This is a genomic window from Ruegeria sp. HKCCE4148 (genome assembly GCF_017872495.1).
Classification (GTDB): domain Bacteria; phylum Pseudomonadota; class Alphaproteobacteria; order Rhodobacterales; family Rhodobacteraceae; genus Ruegeria.
Map to the genome: position 1 here is coordinate 40,045 of NZ_JAEDOS010000001.1, position 18,116 is coordinate 58,160.

Below are 18,116 nucleotides of genomic sequence, written 5' to 3' on the forward strand. Positions count from 1 at the left end.
ATGATGTTGTTTCAAAGCACGAATGCTCAAGAAAACGTTGGCAGCAAGTGATCCTGACAGGTAAATCATACCACAAAATACGATTTTTATGTGTCCGACTTCACAAGGCATGGCAAAATGGCAACACAACCCCGAGCATGGCAGAGGATGCTGTCAGGCCGCAGGCTGGACCTTTTGGACCCAACCCCGGTAGATATCGAGATCGAAGATATTGCGCATGGATTGGCCTTTGTCGCCCGTTGGAACGGCCAGACGAACGGCGACTTTGCCTATTCCGTGGCCGAACATTCCCTGCTGGTCGAAGAAATTTTTGGCCGGATTGCCCCAAATGCACCGATAAAATGGCGGCTGGCGGCGCTGTTACATGACGCACCGGAATATGTGATCGGCGACATGATCTCACCCGTCAAATCCGCTGTTGGCCCCGACTATGGCGCGCTGGATGATCGGTTGGCGGCCGCCATTCATATCCGGTTCGGTCTGCCCGCCGAGGTGCCGAAGACCGTAAAACGTCAAATCAAGAAGGCCGACAAGATCAGCGCCTGGATGGAGGCAACCCAAATCGCTGGGTTTTCCGAGGCCGAGGCAACGAAGTTCTTTGGCCGCCCGGATCGGGCGGTGATGGAGGGGTTGCAGATTACGCTGAGACCTCCGATTGAGGTGCGGCAAGCCTATACCGCGCGGCATGAAGACCTGCTTGCGCAGCTATAATCAGCAATCCGAACGACGAAAAGTAATGGTGCAGGCAGTTTAATGCCAGTCAAATTAGCCGTGGCTGGACTGTCTTTCTTTTAGTTTGGGTCGCGATCTTTGTCGCAATACCAGAATATCTTACCGCGGGCTGCGTTTCGCCAAAATCCGCTGCAAAGTCCGGCGGTGCATGTTCAACCGCCGAGCGGTTTCAGAGACATTCCGGTCGCACAACTCGTAGACCCGCTGGATATGTTCCCACCGCACGCGATCGGCGCTCATGGGGTTTTCAGGGGGCGGAGGCAGTTCGTCGCCCTTGGCCAGCAGCGCGTTTGTGATGTCAGTCGCGTCGGCAGGTTTTGAAAGGTAGTCCGTCGCGCCGATTTTCACAGCGGCCACGGCGGTGGCGATGGCGCCATACCCGGTCAGGACCACAACCCGGCTATCGGGGCGCTTTTCGCGCAGCACTTCGACCACATCCAGCCCGTTGCCATCCTCGAGCCGAAGATCAACAACGGCATAAGCCGGAGGACGCGCGGTTGAAATCGCGCGTCCTGCTGCAACGGAACCCGCGGTTTCGACCTCAAAGCCACGCTTTTCCATGGCCTTGGCCAAACGTCTCAGAAACGGCTCGTCATCATCTACCAGAAGCAGGGATTTGTCAGGGCCGATATCAAGCTGAGAACTGTCTGCCATATTTGGGTCTTTCTGCTATTTCATGCCTTTGGCTTGGGTATGAGTAATAGCAGCGCGCGAACAAAGGTCAAACAACCTTGTTACGATGCGGCCTGATCCAGAAAGCACCCAACTTTGTCCGCCATCTGCTCGGCCGTGTCATCGCGCTTGAAAAACTCAAGAAAACCATGTTCGGGCGTGACCAGATAGGTAAAAGTGGAGTGATCGACAAGATAATACTCGTCGCTTTTGTCATGCGCCTTGTAATAGGTCTTGTAGGCCTTGCTGGCCGCCTTCACTTGCTCGGGCGAGCCGGTAAGCGCGATGGTCTTGCCGCCCAGATTAAAGGCATAGTCATCCACAACCTCTGGCGTGTCGCGTTCGGGGTCGATTGAAATGAACAGCGGCGTTGCGGAATAACCCCGTTCGGCCAGAATATCCACGGCCTCTGCATTGCGCGACATGTCGAAGGGGCAGACATCCGGGCAGAACGTATAGCCAAAATAAACCAGCGTAGGTTCGGTGATCACATCTGCGTCAGTGACAGTCTCACCCTTGCCATTAACCAGCTCAAAGGGCCCGCCGATGGCCGCCGCGCCTCCGGCGATCTGACTGGACCGGCATTGCGCGAACTGGTCATCAGAACCGCTACCACGCGTCAGAAGCCACATGGCCCCAAGGCCAATTGCCAACACAACAGCTGCAAGAATTGCGTATAGACGGGTCATTTCAGTTTTCCGGTCGCAAGGGGTTGTTGAACGTTTCGGCCGGGACACCTATCAAGATGATCAGCCTATGCAACAGGACATAAGGAACCAATGGCAGAATCCAACCAGACCTTTTGGCGCGGCCAGGAACGCAGCAGCTGGATTCGCCTGCGCACCCTTATCCTGTTGCGATGGGTGGCCATCATTGGCCAGTTCACAGCCATCACCGTTGCCCAGCAATATTATGATGTGCAACTGCAACTGGGCCTGTGTTATCTGGCCATTGGCATTTCCGTCATGGGCAACCTGACAGCCATCCTGTTGTTCCCACAAAACAAGCGCCTGACCGAGTTCGAAAACTTCTTAATGGTTCTTTTCGACCTGCTGCAACTGTCGATATTGCTGTATCTGACGGGGGGGTTGAACAACCCGTTTGCACTGCTTCTGTTAGGGCCGGTTACAATTTCCGCCAATGTTATGAGCACCCGATCGACCCTGATCGTTGGGGCCGTGGCGATTGTTCTGACAACCCTGCTGGCCGAGTTCCACCTGCCTCTACGCACCAGTCTGGGACTTGTTCTGGATATCCCAGATATTCTGCTGTTCGGAAACTGGGCCGCGATTGTCATCGCTATTGTGTTTATCGGCGCCTATTCCCACCGCGTCAGCTCGGAAGTTCAATCCATGTCCGAGGCATTGGCCGCAACGCATATGGCATTGGCGCGCGAACAGAAGCTGACCGATCTGGGTGGCGTTGTTGCGGCTGCCGCGCATGAGCTGGGGACACCTCTGGCAACAATCAAACTGACCAGCGCGGAACTGATCGAAGAACTGGACGATCACCCGGACTTGAAGGAAGACGCCGCATTGATCCGCGAGCAGGCCGATCGGTGCCGCGATATTCTGCGGGATATGGGCCGAGCCGGCAAAGACGACCTTCATTTGCGACAGGCGCCACTGTCAACCGTGGTGAACGAGGCGGCCGAGCCACATGTGGGGCGCGGAAAAGAGGTTCATTTCTCGGAAGGGCCGGCGTTGGACGGCGATGTGCAGCAGCCGTCAATCCTGCGAAAACCCGAAATCATTCACGGGTTGCGCAACCTGATCCAGAATGCAGTGGATTTTGCCCGAGCCAATGTCTGGGTCGAGGCCGAGTGGACCGACACAGTGATCACAGTCAGCATCATGGACGACGGTCGAGGGTATCCGTCACACATGATCGGACGCATCGGTGATCCTTTTATGCGGCGCAGGCGCGCTGACGCCGACAAGAAAGCCCGGCCTGAATACGAAGGCATGGGCCTTGGCCTGTTCATCGCCAAAACCTTATTGGAGCGCAGCGGTGCCGAGTTGGAATTCGCCAACGGCGCGGATCCTTATCAAAACCTGACTGACGACCCGGCGCGCAAGGGGGCTATTGTCAAAGTGTCGTGGCCCCGCAAACTGATCGACGCGCAAAAAGGTGACACACCCGTCCCTTCGGGTTTGAACGAACGTATCCAGATGTAAGTTAAGAGACCGTTAACCAAACACACCCATAGTCAGACCGGGTTGGAATCTGCTTTGGGGATAATGATGGCCGATTGGATCATTCTGGGCGCAATCAGCATCGTCTCGGGCTGTTTTGCCGTTCTGTGGCTTGTGCCGCGCCGGGCGTACAGGGATCAGTCGTATGGGCTGTTTTCGACTACCTCTCTGTTCGATGCGGTGTTTCTGTTCGACGGAGAACGGCTGATCAGCCATTCCGACATTGCGCTTGCGGGTTTCGAACACGTGAGAAACTGGCCAGATTTGCGCCGATTGCTGCAAAGGGATTTCCCGACTTTTCCGGAATCTCCGGATACCGTGCGCGACAGTGGGTATGTTGTGGTCTCTCCAATCGACTGCACGTTTGAACGTGATGTTCTGTGCGAGTGGATTGACGGAATTGTCCGCGTTCGGCTACGTGAATCTACCGAGAAAAAGCCCGAAGTGTCAGGTGCTCTGAACAACCCGACCCGGCTGGCCATGGATCAAGCCCCATACCCTGTGTGGCTGTTGGATCAAAACAATCGGGTGCAATGGTGCAACGCCGCCTATGTTTCGCTTGTCCGAAAAACGCGAGATCAGGACACCGATCTGACCGTCCCCCTGTTTCCCTCTGCCCCTGAAGAACGATCCGTCGGAAGAACCAGAGTTTCGGTCGGTGTTTCAGGCAGCAGCAACAAGCTTTGGTTCGACCTGACCCAGATTGAGCAGGAGCCCGGCCACCTTTGTTATGCCGTAGACATTAACGCAATAGTCGAAGCGGAAACCGCACAGCGTAAATTCGTTCAGACCATGACCAAGACCTTTGCTCAACTTTCGATCGGTTTGGCCATCTTTGATCGCAATCGGCAGCTTGCACTTTTTAATCCCGCTTTGATCGACCTGACCACTCTTCCACCCGATTTCCTGAGCTGCCGTCCTAGCTTAAGCAGCTTTTTTGACCGCCTGCGGGATCAACATATGATGCCGGAACCCAAAAACTATCGCAGTTGGCGGCGACAGATGAATGATCTTCTCGAAGCGGCAGAAGACGGAAACTATCACGAGACATGGTCACTTCCATCGGGATCGGTTTATTCCGTCAGCGGTCGACCCCACCCGGATGGAGCAGTGGCGTTTTTGTTCGAGGATATTACCGCCGAAATCACCCTGACGCGCCGCTTTCGGTCTGAAATGGATCTTATGCAATCCATTTTCGACAAGCTTGCAGATGCAATTGCCGTTTTTGCCGACGACGGTACCCTCGCTTTTACAAATTATGCTTATCAAAGGCTTTGGGGTGGCACGGAAGAGACCGGGTTTCAGACGGACACAGCCACAGACGTAATGCGGCGCTGGCAGGATCAGTGTTACGCGACCCCGATCTTGGGTGAAATCCGGGATTTTGTCGAAACACGCGACGACCGGGCTGAATGGTCAGCTGACATTCAATTAAAATCCGGCATCCTTGTGGAATGCACAATCATTCCGGTTCACAATGGCGCGACAATCGTGCGGTTTTCGGCTACTAAAACCCCGGCAAAAATCCCTCTGATCGAGCAGATCAGCGCCTGAACCGGGTTGCAGCCTGTCGGGCGCAAGGTCATTGTGGCGCCATGACGAAGCTGCCCCGATCCCTAACGTTCCAGTCCCCCGAAGAAACAGCCAATTTCGCCGTGCATCTTGGTGCAAACTTGCGATCGGGCGATGTTGTGTTGTTGGAAGGTGAGATCGGCAGCGGAAAGACCCATTTTGCGCGCGCGCTTATTCAGTCGCTCATGTCCGAGCCCGAAGATGTCCCTTCGCCCACGTTTACCTTGGTGCAGGTCTACGATACGCCGATTGGCGAAATCTGGCACAGCGACCTCTATCGTTTGAGTGCAGTAGACGAGGTTGAGGAACTGGGCCTGATTGACGCTTTCGAAACTGCTATCTGCCTTGTCGAGTGGCCTGACAAACTTGGTCCACTTACCCCAGGTGCCGCTTTGAAGCTGACCTTCAAAACAGACCCTAACACTGAAGATTTGCGCCATTTGACCCTGTCATGGAATGATCCGAAATGGACGAAAAAACTGGAGACCTTTGGATGACAAACAGGACGGTCCTCGCCGAAGCCCTGATTGCTCAAACCCAGTGGGCCAACGCCACCCGTGCACCGCTGGCGGGCGACGCTTCGGACCGCCGCTACGAACGGCTGACCGACCAGGCCAGTGGGCACACGGCTGTTTTGATGGATGCACCACCTGAAAAATGCGAGGATGTCGAGGACTTTGTGCGCATCGGGAATTACCTGCGTTCGGTTGGCCTGAGCGCACCTGGGATCTACGCAGAAGATGCGCAATACGGCTTTCTGTTGCTGGAAGATCTGGGTGACGATCTTTTTAGCCGGGTGCTAGCAAAGGATCCTTCGAAGGAACGTGTTTTGTATGAAGCGGCAACAGACGTTTTGCTGCACCTGCATCAAGCGCCGTCTTTGTCTTTGACATCCTTTGACCCGCCGCTGATGACCGAACTGTGCACGCTGGCCTTTACAAGTTACGCGGCCGGAATATTGGGGTCTTACGACGCACGTGCACTAAGCCGGTTTGAACACCGTTTCGCGGATGTTCTGCACCGCGAAACATCAGGTGCGAAAGTGGTCGCGCTCAGGGACTATCACGCGGAAAATCTGATTTGGCTCCCGGATCGCGACGGGCTAAAACGCGTTGGCCTGCTGGACTTCCAATCAGCCGTTCTGGCCCATCCCGCCTACGATCTGGTCTCACTGCTGCAGGACATTCGCCGCAAGGTCTCTCCCGGGGTCGAAATGCAGATGATCAATCGGTATATTGCGGCCTCTGGCATGGACGATCACGATTTTCGCACGGCCTACAGTGTGCTGGGCGCACAACGGAACCTGCGCATTTTAGGTGTGTTCGCACGCCTTGCCACGGACTTTGGCAAACCGCACTACGTGGACATGATACCAGCGGTCTGGGATCATCTGATGCGCGATCTGGATCATCCGGCCCTGGTGTCGATCGCACCGTTGCTGCACGAGGCTTTGCCCAGCCCATCCCCTGAAAACCTGAACAAGCTGAGGGTGCAATGACCGGTTCACCCTTTGGCGTGATGCTGTTTGCAGCAGGGTTTGGCACGCGCATGGGCGCTTTGACCAAGGACCGTCCCAAGCCGTTGATTAATGTGTCCGGGCGCCCTCTGATTGATCACGCGCTGGATCTTGCGCACGAACTTAACCCTGTGCGCATCGTGGCGAACGTGCATTACCACGCCGATCAGCTGTATGCGCATCTCAACCCCAAAGGGGTAATGATCTCACGCGAAGAACCAGAGATTCTGGAAACCGGCGGCGGATTAAGGGCCGCCCTACCCTTGTTGGGCACCGACCCCGTTTTCACGCTGAACACCGATGCCATCTGGTCGGGCCCAAACCCTCTGACCCTGTTGCAAAAAGCGTGGGATCCGACTCGTATGGATGCGCTTTTGATGTGTATTCCAATCGCCCAAACCATTGGTCACACGGGGGACGGAGATTTCTCGGTCGACGCGGACGGTCGCATCACACGCGGTCCCGGTTTGGTCTATGGGGGGGCGCAAATTGTCAAAACGGATGGATTACAAAGGTTTGCGCAACCCGCTTTTTCGCTGAACCTGCTTTGGAACCAGATGCAAGATCAAGGCCGCCTGTTTGCAGCCGAGTATCCGGGGCGTTGGTGTGATGTTGGACGACCCGAGGGTATCGCCCTGGCCGAAGGTCTGTTGGCTGATGTTTGAACCCAGCGCCCTGCCCCGAGTCTTTGCTGTGCCACCAGGCGCGGATTTCCCAAAAGCACTGGTCGATGGTCTGCGGCGACGCTGCGCTGGTCCGCCGGAAGCCTTGGCGCGGGTGGAACTGGTGCTGAATACGCGGCGTATGGAACGGCGCATCCGCGATTTGTTCAATCAAGGTCCACCGTGCCTGCTGCCACGTCTGTCGCTGGTCACCGATTTGGGGGAAAGCGTTGATTTGGCAAAGATTCCCCCTGCCATTCCACCGCTTCGACGACGTCTGGAACTGACGCAATTGGTGGCCAAACTGCTGGAACAGCAACCGGATTTAGCGGCGCGCTCTTCGGTCTTCGACCTCTCTGACAGTTTGGCGGCGCTCATTGATGAAATGCAGGGTGAAGGTGTGTCGCCCGAGGCCATTCGGCAGTTGGATGTCAGCGACATGTCGGGGCATTGGGCACGAGCGCAGGCTTTCATCAGCATTGCGGATCACTTCATTGACACCAGTGCAGAGGCGATGGATGCGCAAGCTCGCCAGCGCCGCGTTGTCGAAAACCTGATCGCGCGTTGGCAGGAGAATCCTCCGCACCATCCGGTCATTCTGGCGGGCTCCACCGGGTCGCGCGGAACAACGCTTATGTTGATGGAGGCCATCGCGCGTCTGCCACAAGGGGCGCTGGTTCTGCCGGGCTATGATTTCGACCAACCCGATAGTGTATGGCAGGGGCTGGACGACGCGCTGACGTCGGAAGATCACCCACAATACCGGTTCCGCAAACTTATGCGCGCGTTGGAACTAGTGCCTGATCAAATTGCAGTATGGACTGATCTGTCCTCCCCCTCTCCTGCTCGCAACCGTTTGGTTTCACTTGCTTTGCGCCCAGCGCCGGTAACAGACGCCTGGATGACCGAAGGGCCAAAACTTACCGATTTGGGGGCCGCAACCAAGGACCTGACCCTGGTCGAGGCGCAATCGCCCAGAGCCGAGGCTTTGGCCATCGCCTTGCGCTTGCGACAAGCTGCTGAAACCGGACAAACCGCCGCTTTGATCACGCCGGATCGCATGTTGACCCGTCAGGTCAGCGCCGCACTGGATCGGTGGAATATCCTGCCGGATGACAGTGCGGGCTTGCCTCTGCAACTCTCACCGCCCGGTCGTTTTCTGCGCCATGTGGCCAACCTGTTCACGCGCCGCCTTGAAGGCGAGGCGTTGCTGACGCTGCTGAAACACCCGCTGTGCCATGACGGGGGTGAGCGCGGCGCTCATCTATTGCATACCCGTGATCTGGAACTGGACCTGCGCCGCCATGGCCCGCCATTCCCCGACAGTATCAGCCTGACGGCGTTTGCGATCCGCAAAGAAGCGCCGGAAAGCTGGGTCAAATGGGTCGTACATCACTTTTGCGACCAGCACATCAGCGGCGAACTGCATCTGTCCGACTGGGTAGACCGACTGACAACACTGGCCGAAGCGATCTCGGCTGGTAGTACAGGTGTAACCGGCACGCTTTGGGACAAAAACGCAGGTCAAAAGGCGCTGGCGGTTGTGAACTCTCTCAAAGATGAAGCGCAGCATGGTGGCCCGATGACGGCCCATGATTTTGCCGATCTTCTGGGCGCGCTTTTGGCCAGCGAAGAGGTTCGTGATCGCGATGCCCCGCACCCGCATATCATGATCTGGGGTACGCTTGAGGCGCGGGTGCAGGGTGCCGACCTGCTGATTCTGGGCGGGCTGAATGAAGGAAGCTGGCCCGAGGCCCCGACGCCAGATCCGTGGCTCAACCGTCAGATGCGCGACAAGGCCGGATTGCTGCTGCCTGAACGCCGGATCGGTCTGTCGGCGCATGATTTCCAACAAGCCATCGCCGCGCCCGAGGTCTGGCTGACCCGCGCGATCCGCTCGGATGACGCGGAAACGGTGCCGTCACGGTGGTTGAACCGGCTGACAAACCTGTTGCAAGGGTTGCCGGAGCAGGGTGGTCGCAACGCTCTGGAAGGAATGCGTGCGCGTGGTCAGCACTGGCTGAACTGGTCGGAAGCTTTGGAAGAAGCGCCGCGCATTGAACCCGCGTCTCGCCCCTCGCCACGGCCACCCGCCGCCGCGCGCCCGCGTCGCCTGTCTGTGACCGAAATCAAGCGGCTGATCCGCGATCCATACGCGATCTATGCCAAACACGTGCTGCGCCTGAAACCACTCGATCCGCTTGTACAGGCCCCTGACGCCTTGCTGCGTGGGATCGTGATCCATGAAATCCTTGAGCATTTCGTTAAAGACAGCGTTCTCGACAGCGCTTTGCTGACACGTGAGAATTTCCTCAAACGGGCGCACAGCCTTCTGGAACAGCATGTGGCCTGGCCCACCGCCCGCAAACTCTGGCTGGCCCGGTTGGAACGGATCGCAGACGACTTCCTAGGCGCTGAACTAACGCGCCGAGGTGACGGCGGGCCAATTGCGTTTGAGGCGGCCATGAAGCTGGTGCTGGATCCAGTGGATTTTACCATAGTCGGACGTGCGGACCGGATCGATCACAATGGCCGGGGCGCGTTGCGGATCATCGATTACAAAACCGGCGCGCCGCCCACGGAAAGTCAGCAATCCAAATTCGACAAACAACTGTTGATCGAGGCGGCCATGGCTGAGCAGGGCGGGATTGAAGGCATTGACCCAATTGATGTAGCCGAAGCCATCTTCATCGGCATGGGCGGCAGTTACAAAGAGGTCTCCGCACCCTTGGTCAAAGAGCCGGCCGATAAAGTTATTGCTGAGCTGAAAGAGCTAATTTCGGCTTATTTAGAGCCTGATCAGGGGTTTTCATCCCGTCGGATGCTGCACAAGGATACGGATATCGGTGACTATGATCATCTGGCGCGGTTCGGCGAATGGGACCGTACTGCTGAAACCTGCCCCGAGGACCTGAAATGAGCCCGCGCAACGATGCAACCGAACGGCAAGTGCAGGCCGCGCGCCCCGACGCCTCGACCTGGCTAGCGGCCAACGCGGGGTCCGGCAAAACGCGGGTTCTGACCGACCGCGTGGCGCGGTTGCTGTTGGGTGGGGTTCAACCTCAACACATCTTGTGCCTGACCTATACCAAGGCGGCAGCAAGCGAGATGCAGAACAGATTGTTCAAGCGCCTTGGTGAGTGGGCAATGCTGGAAAACGCTGCTCTTTTGGAGCAACTGACCGATCTAGGCGTGCCTGGCGACATCGACTCGGACAGATTGGCGCAAGCGCGCACATTGTTTGCCCGCGCCATCGAAACGCCGGGCGGTTTGAAAATCCAGACCATTCACTCGTTCTGCGCTTCGTTGCTGCGGCGCTTCCCGCTGGAGGCCGGGGTCAGCCCTCAGTTCTCCGAAATGGAAGACCGTGCAGCCGCCCTGTTGCGGGAAGAGATCGTCGAGGATTTCGCAGAAGGTCCGCAAGCCGGGCTGATTGAAGATGTGGCGCGGTTCGTGACCGATACGGGCTTTGACAAATTGACAGCTGCGATCACGCACAGGCGCAGTCTGTTTGCCCAGCCATTGGGCTGGTCCGATCTGTTGAAACGGTTCGATCTGCCGGAAGGCTTTGACGAAACGGCCCTGGCCGAGCGGGTGTTTCTGGGCGGCGAAGTCGAGTTGATCCAGTCCATGCTGCCCGCATTGACAGAAAGCGGCGTCAACGATGGCAAGGCAGCGGCGAAGCTAGCCGGGTTCACTGAGGCCCGATTGGCATATCTGCCTATTCTGGAAGGCGTGTTGCTGACCGGAAAAGGCGCAAAAGAGCCTTTCACCGCCAAGATCAATGGGTTTCCGACCAAACCCCTGCGTGAGGGCGAACTGGCCGACCGGATGCCGCAATTGGAATCCTTCATGCTGCGGGTCGAGGCCGCGCGCGAACAGCGTCTAGCCTTGGTCGCGGCCCAAAAAACCGCTGTCCTGCACCGCTTTGCCGCAGCCTACCTGCCAGAGTACGAACGGCGCAAGCAGTTGCGGGGCTGGCTGGATTTCGATGACCTCATCCTGCGCGCGCGGAAAGTGCTGAATGACCCGGCGGTGGCCGAATGGGTTCTGTATCGCTTGGACGGCGGCATCGACCATATTCTGGTGGACGAAGCACAAGACACCAGCCCAGACCAATGGGACGTGGTCGAAAAACTGGCTCAGGAATTCACCAGTGGGGAAGGGGCCCGATCCGGGGTTGAACGCACGATTTTTGTCGTGGGCGACAAGAAACAGTCGATCTATTCCTTTCAGGGCGCAGACCCGCAGGCGTTTGACAGAATGCAGGAAGAGTTTGGCCGGAAACTGGCTGAATCAGACTCTAAACTGTGGGATATGACGCTGGAATATTCGTTCCGCTCCTCCAGCGCGATCCTGTCCTTGGTCGATATTCTATTTGAAAACCGGATCGAGGCAGGGTTTCACAAGGACAGCCAGCACCGTGCTTTCAAAGCTGACCTGCCGGGCCGGGTTGATCTTTGGCCAGTTGTGGAGAAGGTCGAAGAGGCCGAGGAGGGCGACTGGACCGATCCGGTGGATCGCCCTGGCGCGCGGCACCATACTGTCATTCTGGCCGAACAGGTTGCACAGTCGATCAAGGCCATGATCGAACGGGGTGAAACGATCCCTGAAGATGGCAAGAACGGCAAGTTCGAAAGGCGAAAGGTGAAGCCGGGGGATTTCCTGATCCTCGTACAGCGCCGCTCGGATCTTTTTGCCGAAATCATCCGCGCCTGCAAATCCGCCGGTCTGCCCATCGCCGGGGCCGACCGGCTTAAGGTGGGTGCTGAACTGGCGGTCAAAGACCTCGCCGCGTTGCTGAGCTTTCTGGCCACGCCCGAAGACAGCCTGTCGCTGGCAACGGTTCTGAAATCCCCTTTGTTCGGATGGTCTGAACAACAGCTTTTCGATCTGGCGCACCGGCGAAAGGAGCAATTCCTCTGGGCCGCGCTGCGCAACCGGGCTGAGGAGTTTCCCGAAACGCTTGCCATTTTGAACGATTTGCGCAGTCAGATCGACTTTTTGCGCCCCTATGACCTGATCGAGCGCATTCTGACCCGCCATGACGGGCGGCGCAAATTGCTAGGCCGTCTGGGGGCCGAAGCTGAAGACGGCATCAACGCCTTGTTGTCCCAGGCGTTGGCCTATGAGCGCACCGATATCCCCAGCTTGACTGGGTTTTTGGTCTGGATGCAGACCGACGATCTGGAAATCAAACGGCAGATGAGCGGTGTGGGCAACATGATCCGGGTGATGACCGTGCATGGCTCAAAAGGACTTGAGGCTCCAATCGTGATCCTGCCGGATACCGCCAAACGCCAAGCACCGCGCGATGCCGAGATCATGGTGACCGAAGGCATTCCGCTGTGGAAAGTGTCGGCAGATGCATCGCCCAAACTGATCGCACAGGCGCGGGAACAGGCGCGTACGCGTGAGGAAGATGAACGGCTCCGGCTGCTATATGTGGCTCTAACACGGGCCGAAAAGCGGTTGATCGTGGCCGCAGCCGGCGAATTGGGGAAAGACGGCAACAGCTGGTATCAAATGGTCGAGGCCGCGATGGAGAGGGCCGGAGCCGCGCAGCTGCCGGGTTCCGACATTCGCCGACTGTCTCATGGGGATTGGGATGCGCTGCCTTTGGTCGATCAACCGCAAATGACGACTGAACGATCCGAGTTACCAGACATATTTCTGCATCCGGCACCTGACCCCATTGAACCCACAAGCACGCTCAGCCCTTCGGATCTGGGGGGGGTCAAAGCGCTACCCGGTGAAGCTGGTTTGGATGAAGACGCTGCGAAACTGCGTGGAACACGTATTCACCTGTTGCTGGAGCACTTGCCGATAGCTGAACCGGAGATTTGGCCCGAACTTTGCGCACGGCTTCTACCGGATATGCAAGACACAGACCGGCAAGAGCTTTTGGCCGAAGCCACCCAGGTTCTGACGGCAGAATCGCTAAGGAATATTTTTGCACCTGAAACTCTGGCCGAAGTTCCAGTAACCGCAGATTTGAATGGGCAGCGTATGCATGGGGTCATCGACCGGCTCATCGTTTCGGATACGGACGTACAAGTGATTGACTTCAAAACAAATGTAACTGTTCCAATTCGCGTTGAAGACTGCCCTGAGGGCCTGTTACGTCAAATGGGGGCTTATGCGCAGGCGCTTGCTCAGATCTACCCCGGCCGGAACATCCGAACCGCTATTTTGTGGACCCGGACAGCAAACCTCATGTGGTTGCCACACGATCTTGTGACGGATGCACTGACCCGAACCCGGATACCTTGACCTTACCCGGCGCGACACCTACGTTCTGTTTCCGAGTTTACCCCATTCAGGAGACAGAATATGTCGACCGTAGCCGTTACTGACGACACCTTTGACGCCGAAGTCAAAAACTCGACCGTTCCCGTGGTCGTGGACTTCTGGGCAGAATGGTGCGGTCCCTGTAAGCAAATTGGCCCGGCGCTGGAAGAACTGGCCGCCGAGTATGGTGACAAGGTGAAAATCGCCAAGGTCGATGTGGACAGCAACCCGAACTCTGCCGCCGCAATGGGCGTGCGCGGTATTCCGGCGCTGTTCATCTTTAAGGATGGCCAGGTTGTTTCAAACCGCGCAGGTGCGGCCCCTAAGGCTGCACTGCAAAGCTGGATCGACGAATCCATCTGATCTGGTTCTAGCAGAACGTTCCAAAGGCGCCTCAGATCGGGGCGCCTTTTTTGTTGCAAACATCGGAGAAACCAATGGCAAAAACGCGGGTGCTTGTAGAATTCGGCATGGGTACATCCCTGCGCCGAATGGACTATACAGAGGCGTCGTTGCGGGCGATCAAGGATGCGCTGTGGCACAACTCGGTCAACATGGCCGAACTGTTCGGGTTTCCAAAAGAGGCAATGATCATCGATGCCGAAATCGGGGTGCAGCAACCGGATCAGGTGGACACTGATGCGCTAAAGGCGGTCTTTCCATATGGCCAGCCGAACATCACCGTCACAAAAGGCGGGCTGGATATAGAGAAACCCCATAGCGACGGACATACGGTCATCGCAAATGCCGCACTGATTGTTTCTTTTGATATGGAGCCCGCACAATGACCGAAAAACGCATTATTCTGGAAATGGGAACAGGCAACGACCTATACGGTCAGGACTATACCAAAGCGGCCCGTCGCGCGGTGCAGGATGCGTTGCATCATTCATCAATCACATTGTTTTCCAAGCTGGGCATTGATCATTCTCAGATGCGGGTCGGCGTGACCATCGGCGTCCAAGAGCCCGATCAGGTGGATTGTGATCTGGTTGCTGCCGATCTGCCGCGGGGCCGCGCCGAAGTGCGCGCGGTCAAGGGCGGTCTGGACGTAGCAGACAGCGACGCTGGAACACACCACGTGATTGCGACCGCAGCGGTCGAAGCATTCCTGCCCGACTTGTCAGGGAAATTCGTGCAAAGCTGACAAAGAAAAAGCCGCTCGGGGTTCCGGGCGGCTGTTCCAATTCGGTAATCCAGACGAAGGATCAGAGATTTGCGATGCTTTCGCGGGTCAGACCGATGTCTTCCAGCTGTGCGTCGCTGAGCTCCGACAGAAGGTTCCGTGTTTTGCGTGCGTCGTTCCATTTCGCAACAGATTTGACGACGTTTGAGAACGCGTCCGCCACGTGCAGGATGGTAGCTGCTCCGAGCGGCGCATGAATGTTAGCTGTGGTTGCCATGTGCGCAGTCCTTAGATGTGAAACAGCCGACCCGTTGTCGGTTGTAAGCCTCATGTAGTCCCGCGCGCTTGGACTCACAATTGCTGGTCTGGTAACCCCGGATTGCATTTTCTGCATATCTTTTGGGCACTTTAAGAACGGGTTGCGCCAACACCTTACCCGGCCCATATATACCGCCAGCGAAAACGGAGACGATCATGGCAGATAACGACTTTCCCGGTTGGCACGGCACGACGATCATTGGCGTCAAAAAGAACGGTCAGGTTGTCATAGCCGGTGATGGTCAGGTCAGCCTTGGTCAGACCGTGATCAAGGGAACGGCCCGCAAAGTGCGCCGTTTGTCGCCCGGCGGATTCGAGGTTGTGGCGGGTTTTGCCGGATCGACCGCAGATGCTTTCACACTGCTGGAACGTTTGGAAGCCAAGCTTGAGGCCACACCCGGCCAATTGGCGCGCGCCTCGGTCGAACTGGCCAAGGACTGGCGCACTGACAAATACCTGCAAAAGCTTGAGGCGATGCTGATTGTCACTGATGGCAAGGATCTGCTGGTCATCACCGGGGCAGGGGACGTGCTGGAGCCTGAGCACAACGTGGCCGCCATCGGATCGGGCGGGAACTTTGCACTCGCCGCGGCCCGCGCAATGATGGACGGCGACAAAGACGCCGAGCAAGTGGCGCGTGAAGCGATGGTGATTGCCGCCGATATCTGCGTCTATACAAATGGTAACCTGACAGTCGAGACGATAGCATCATGAGTGCGGTTCTCGCAGCCATATTCGGCGGCCTAATCGGCGGTATTATTGGGCCAATTGTCCTAGAGGAATATCGGAGCAGGAAGCACAACAAGGAATGGAAAGAGCCTCGCAAAGAGCTCCTGAAATCCATGTTGAAGGACTCGAAGTACAAGTTCAAATCTTTGGAAAGGCTCAGCAGGACGATTGGCTGCACCGAGGATGAAACACGCTCGTTGTTGATTGAGCTGGGTGCTCGGGGCACCGTTTTGAAGAAATCAAAGAAAGAGGGTTGGGCGCTGATCGAAAGAGCGCCGTTACCAGAGAGCCAACGCAAACTGGACGAAGAAGAGATCGAGGAAGATCAAGAGTAATAGCTTTCTTCGCTTTAACTCAGCCGCGGGTCGCCTGTCAGGTTAACAGCGCCTTGATCTCTTTCCCTTTCCAGCGACGGTGCATTCCGATCAGCCCGAAAATCGCGGCAATGACAACGATGTAGTAGGGCACACGGATGTCGATGCTCATCAACCCGCCGCCGATCAGGGACATGATGCCTCCGGCCAGACAGAAGACGGCGGTGGTCACGCCCATAACCCAGCCTTGGTCCGTCTCACTTACGCTCGAGGAAAACAGACCCAGCATGGTCGGGTAGGCAACGCCGAACAGGAAGTAGAAGAAGAAGACCGGCACATAGCTGAGCACACCATTAGGACTGAATGCAAAGGCAAGTCCACAGATCACCATTACTATGAGAGACGTGCAGATGATCTGGTGTTTGCTGAATCGCTCTTGCGCGGGTTTGACGAGGAAGGTGCTTGAGAACGCCAGCGCAAAGCCAATCACCACCATCGCCATACTGCCGCCAATAACACCGTAGCCGAAAGCACTGGTCAGGAAGTTGTCGACAAAGACATAGAACGTCACGTTGGCGATCATGAAGAATGCGTAGACCGGCAGGATTTTACGAACCATCGGATGGCCACGCACGGCAATTAGGCTGTCGGTGATGTCACGTGGGCGAAAAACAAAGGGCTCACGCTCTGTCCGGGTGTCTTTGAAAAAGGTCATCACAAGAAATATCGCAATCAGCACCAGAACAAATGCGCCATAGAACGGGGTCTTAAGTGTCGCGTAGCTGCCCAGCAGAGCGGCGTCGGACAGAACCGCCCCGATGATCGGGCCGCCCACAAGGCCAAAGCTGACGCCAGTCACGATATAACCCATGTTGCGGTCGCGGTCGGCCGCATCGGTGCTGCCGTCAATCATAGCTGCCTGAGCGATGGGCTGGTTTCCGGCAGTGAAGCCGGTGACCGACCGCCCGACGATCAGCAGCAGCAGGCTGTTCATGTACAGCGCCGCGATGGTTAGGGCGTAACCGACCAACGCTCCGCCCAGACAAACAAGAAGTGCATTCTTGCGCCCAATGGAGTCCGAGACTTTCGAAACATAAACGACCCCCAGAAACCAGGACAGAAAGAAGCACCCGATCACCAGACCATAGTAGAAATGGCGCCGCCCCACGGGCGTGCCATCCGGCAGGAAGCCTGATTTCGTCTCCATGATGAGCGAGTTGATGATAGGAAAAACCAAGCCTTGACCGATCAGGTCGACAAAAACCACGAACAACAAGGTGATCTTGGCAATCTTGGTCATGAAAACGCCCCCGGTTCCAATGGCTTGGGGCGATTGTAACAGACAGCTGCTCTGTTACCTAACGATGTGTCAGAGGCCGGATGGGTCGGCCTCTGAGCGATGTAGCTACTTCAGTGACGCGACGCCCAGCGGCACACCAGCGACCTCGCACCAGATGTACACTTCGTTGTAGCCAGACACATCCATTGTGGGCGGCACGGCATAGGATTGCTTGCCGGTCAGGTGCAGTAGCGCACCCAGTTTGCTGTCCGGGGCATAAGTTCCGTCTTTACCAAAAGCGACGCGAGGATCAGGGCCGTTGTCCAGCGAGAAGTCGTCACCCAGTTCGACGATGTACCGATCACCGTCTTTGACCAGCTTCACGGAACCGGTTGTGATGTGGTTCGATCGGCCTTCGAACGAGCCTTTCTTTTTGGCACCGCCAGCCACAGCAGCGGTGGTGCCGGCCAGTGTCAGGGCCGCGCCCGTGGCAGCAGCTTTCACAAAAAGCGAACGACGAGTCATCATGATTTGGTATCTCCACTGATGTATCCAGGCTGAATTGCCCGTCGCAATAACTATGCAGCACGCGAAACGCCTCTGGCGATTCACATCGTCACGAATTTCCGTGTGGCACCTGTGAGTTGGCGTGAGTTTTCCGTGATCAGCTTGTGTTTTCGTGTCTTATGATTAGGTTCCGTCTCGAAACA

At 56.8% G+C, this 18,116-nt stretch carries 18 protein-coding genes; 13 read left to right on the plus strand and 5 right to left on the minus strand.

What is annotated here, in order from left to right; all coding sequences use genetic code 11:
• The first annotated feature begins 117 nt into the window (after positions 1 to 117).
• Positions 118 to 711, plus strand: coding sequence for an HD family hydrolase (locus tag I9187_RS00190; RefSeq protein ID WP_171178772.1), 594 nt, complete (start codon positions 118 to 120; stop codon positions 709 to 711).
• 120 nt (positions 712 to 831) lie between these two features.
• On the opposite strand, the gene I9187_RS00195 is transcribed toward I9187_RS00190, so the two are convergent.
• Positions 832 to 1,386 (minus strand): ActR/PrrA/RegA family redox response regulator transcription factor, encoded by a 555-nt coding sequence (locus I9187_RS00195; RefSeq protein WP_050604676.1) that lies wholly within the window; start codon positions 1,384 to 1,386, stop codon positions 832 to 834.
• A gap of 80 nt (positions 1,387 to 1,466) precedes the next feature.
• On the minus strand, positions 1,467 to 2,093 hold the full coding sequence (locus tag I9187_RS00200; protein WP_171178769.1) for an SCO family protein: 627 nt from the start codon (positions 2,091 to 2,093) through the stop codon (positions 1,467 to 1,469).
• A 90-nt stretch (positions 2,094 to 2,183) separates the two neighbouring features.
• Between I9187_RS00200 and I9187_RS00205 the strand changes: the two genes are divergently transcribed.
• The 10 genes from I9187_RS00205 (at position 2,184) to I9187_RS00250 (ending at position 14,787) form a co-directional block, all read left to right on the plus strand.
• Entirely contained in the window at positions 2,184 to 3,581 is a 1,398-nt protein-coding gene (locus tag I9187_RS00205) for a sensor histidine kinase RegB (RefSeq protein ID WP_209940031.1), read from the plus strand.
• Between the two features lie 66 nt (positions 3,582 to 3,647).
• The gene (locus tag I9187_RS00210; RefSeq protein ID WP_171727655.1) at positions 3,648 to 5,153 is read left to right on the plus strand and encodes a PAS-domain containing protein; all 1,506 of its coding nucleotides are present in this window, start codon (positions 3,648 to 3,650) and stop codon (positions 5,151 to 5,153) included.
• Between the two features lie 41 nt (positions 5,154 to 5,194).
• The gene (gene tsaE, locus I9187_RS00215; protein WP_171178749.1) at positions 5,195 to 5,668 is read left to right on the plus strand and encodes a tRNA (adenosine(37)-N6)-threonylcarbamoyltransferase complex ATPase subunit type 1 TsaE; all 474 of its coding nucleotides are present in this window, start codon (positions 5,195 to 5,197) and stop codon (positions 5,666 to 5,668) included.
• Entirely contained in the window at positions 5,665 to 6,669 is a 1,005-nt protein-coding gene (locus I9187_RS00220; RefSeq protein WP_171237884.1) for a phosphotransferase, read from the plus strand. The genes tsaE and I9187_RS00220 overlap by 4 nt, the downstream gene beginning before the upstream one ends.
• On the plus strand, positions 6,666 to 7,352 hold the full coding sequence (locus I9187_RS00225) for a nucleotidyltransferase family protein (RefSeq protein WP_171178737.1): 687 nt from the start codon (positions 6,666 to 6,668) through the stop codon (positions 7,350 to 7,352). Before I9187_RS00220 ends, I9187_RS00225 begins: the two co-directional genes overlap by 4 nt.
• Entirely contained in the window at positions 7,345 to 10,269 is a 2,925-nt protein-coding gene (addB, locus tag I9187_RS00230; RefSeq protein ID WP_171237885.1) for a double-strand break repair protein AddB, read from the plus strand. Before I9187_RS00225 ends, addB begins: the two co-directional genes overlap by 8 nt.
• Positions 10,266 to 13,622, plus strand: coding sequence for a double-strand break repair helicase AddA (gene addA, locus I9187_RS00235; protein WP_171234615.1), 3,357 nt, complete (start codon positions 10,266 to 10,268; stop codon positions 13,620 to 13,622). The genes addB and addA overlap by 4 nt, the downstream gene beginning before the upstream one ends.
• Before the next feature lie 60 nt (positions 13,623 to 13,682).
• Positions 13,683 to 14,003, plus strand: a complete 321-nt coding sequence (gene trxA, locus I9187_RS00240) for a thioredoxin (protein WP_152459632.1) — start codon at positions 13,683 to 13,685, stop codon at positions 14,001 to 14,003.
• Positions 14,004 to 14,077: 74 nt separating this feature from the next.
• Positions 14,078 to 14,428 carry a Lin0512 family protein gene (locus I9187_RS00245; RefSeq protein ID WP_171178731.1) on the plus strand — a complete coding sequence of 117 codons (351 nt, stop codon included), beginning with the start codon at positions 14,078 to 14,080 and terminating at the stop codon, positions 14,426 to 14,428.
• A complete protein-coding gene (locus tag I9187_RS00250; protein WP_171178729.1) occupies positions 14,425 to 14,787 on the plus strand; it encodes a Lin0512 family protein in 363 nt (120 codons plus the stop codon). Before I9187_RS00245 ends, I9187_RS00250 begins: the two co-directional genes overlap by 4 nt.
• 61 nt (positions 14,788 to 14,848) lie before the next feature.
• Here I9187_RS00250 and I9187_RS00255 read toward each other — a convergent pair whose 3' ends face one another.
• Complete coding sequence (locus I9187_RS00255; protein ID WP_171178727.1) at positions 14,849 to 15,043, minus strand: DUF1127 domain-containing protein; 195 nt, start codon at positions 15,041 to 15,043, stop codon at positions 14,849 to 14,851.
• Between the two features lie 197 nt (positions 15,044 to 15,240).
• On the opposite strand from I9187_RS00255, the gene hslV reads away from it, so the two are divergent.
• Both hslV and I9187_RS00265 read left to right on the plus strand, forming a co-directional pair.
• Positions 15,241 to 15,798 carry an ATP-dependent protease subunit HslV gene (gene hslV / locus I9187_RS00260; protein ID WP_171178725.1) on the plus strand — a complete coding sequence of 186 codons (558 nt, stop codon included), beginning with the start codon at positions 15,241 to 15,243 and terminating at the stop codon, positions 15,796 to 15,798.
• Positions 15,795 to 16,148 (plus strand): hypothetical protein, encoded by a 354-nt coding sequence (locus I9187_RS00265; RefSeq protein ID WP_171178723.1) that lies wholly within the window; start codon positions 15,795 to 15,797, stop codon positions 16,146 to 16,148. Before hslV ends, I9187_RS00265 begins: the two co-directional genes overlap by 4 nt.
• Positions 16,149 to 16,185: 37 nt before the next feature.
• Here the strand turns inward: I9187_RS00265 and I9187_RS00270 are convergent, their stop codons facing one another.
• Both I9187_RS00270 and I9187_RS00275 read right to left on the minus strand, forming a co-directional pair.
• The gene (locus I9187_RS00270) at positions 16,186 to 17,427 is read right to left on the minus strand and encodes an MFS transporter (protein WP_171727659.1); all 1,242 of its coding nucleotides are present in this window, start codon (positions 17,425 to 17,427) and stop codon (positions 16,186 to 16,188) included.
• Between the two features lie 105 nt (positions 17,428 to 17,532).
• The gene (locus I9187_RS00275; protein ID WP_171178718.1) at positions 17,533 to 17,934 is read right to left on the minus strand and encodes a DM13 domain-containing protein; all 402 of its coding nucleotides are present in this window, start codon (positions 17,932 to 17,934) and stop codon (positions 17,533 to 17,535) included.
• Between the last annotated feature and the right edge of the window lie 182 nt (positions 17,935 to 18,116).

Coding starts and splice junctions, on each gene's coding strand:
- I9187_RS00250 (WP_171178729.1), top strand. CDS start 14,425: ATGACCGAAAAACGCATTATTCTGGAAATGGGAACAGGCAACGACCTA.
- I9187_RS00265 (WP_171178723.1), top strand. CDS start 15,795: ATGAGTGCGGTTCTCGCAGCCATATTCGGCGGCCTAATCGGCGGTATT.
- I9187_RS00255 (WP_171178727.1), bottom strand. CDS start 15,043: ATGGCAACCACAGCTAACATTCATGCGCCGCTCGGAGCAGCTACCATC.
- I9187_RS00270 (WP_171727659.1), bottom strand. CDS start 17,427: ATGACCAAGATTGCCAAGATCACCTTGTTGTTCGTGGTTTTTGTCGAC.
- tsaE (WP_171178749.1), top strand. CDS start 5,195: ATGACGAAGCTGCCCCGATCCCTAACGTTCCAGTCCCCCGAAGAAACA.
- I9187_RS00200 (WP_171178769.1), bottom strand. CDS start 2,093: ATGACCCGTCTATACGCAATTCTTGCAGCTGTTGTGTTGGCAATTGGC.
- I9187_RS00210 (WP_171727655.1), top strand. CDS start 3,648: ATGGCCGATTGGATCATTCTGGGCGCAATCAGCATCGTCTCGGGCTGT.
- I9187_RS00195 (WP_050604676.1), bottom strand. CDS start 1,386: ATGGCAGACAGTTCTCAGCTTGATATCGGCCCTGACAAATCCCTGCTT.
- hslV (WP_171178725.1), top strand. CDS start 15,241: ATGGCAGATAACGACTTTCCCGGTTGGCACGGCACGACGATCATTGGC.
- addB (WP_171237885.1), top strand. CDS start 7,345: ATGTTTGAACCCAGCGCCCTGCCCCGAGTCTTTGCTGTGCCACCAGGC.
- I9187_RS00245 (WP_171178731.1), top strand. CDS start 14,078: ATGGCAAAAACGCGGGTGCTTGTAGAATTCGGCATGGGTACATCCCTG.
- addA (WP_171234615.1), top strand. CDS start 10,266: ATGAGCCCGCGCAACGATGCAACCGAACGGCAAGTGCAGGCCGCGCGC.
- I9187_RS00275 (WP_171178718.1), bottom strand. CDS start 17,934: ATGATGACTCGTCGTTCGCTTTTTGTGAAAGCTGCTGCCACGGGCGCG.
- I9187_RS00220 (WP_171237884.1), top strand. CDS start 5,665: ATGACAAACAGGACGGTCCTCGCCGAAGCCCTGATTGCTCAAACCCAG.
- I9187_RS00190 (WP_171178772.1), top strand. CDS start 118: ATGGCAACACAACCCCGAGCATGGCAGAGGATGCTGTCAGGCCGCAGG.
- I9187_RS00205 (WP_209940031.1), top strand. CDS start 2,184: ATGGCAGAATCCAACCAGACCTTTTGGCGCGGCCAGGAACGCAGCAGC.
- I9187_RS00225 (WP_171178737.1), top strand. CDS start 6,666: ATGACCGGTTCACCCTTTGGCGTGATGCTGTTTGCAGCAGGGTTTGGC.
- trxA (WP_152459632.1), top strand. CDS start 13,683: ATGTCGACCGTAGCCGTTACTGACGACACCTTTGACGCCGAAGTCAAA.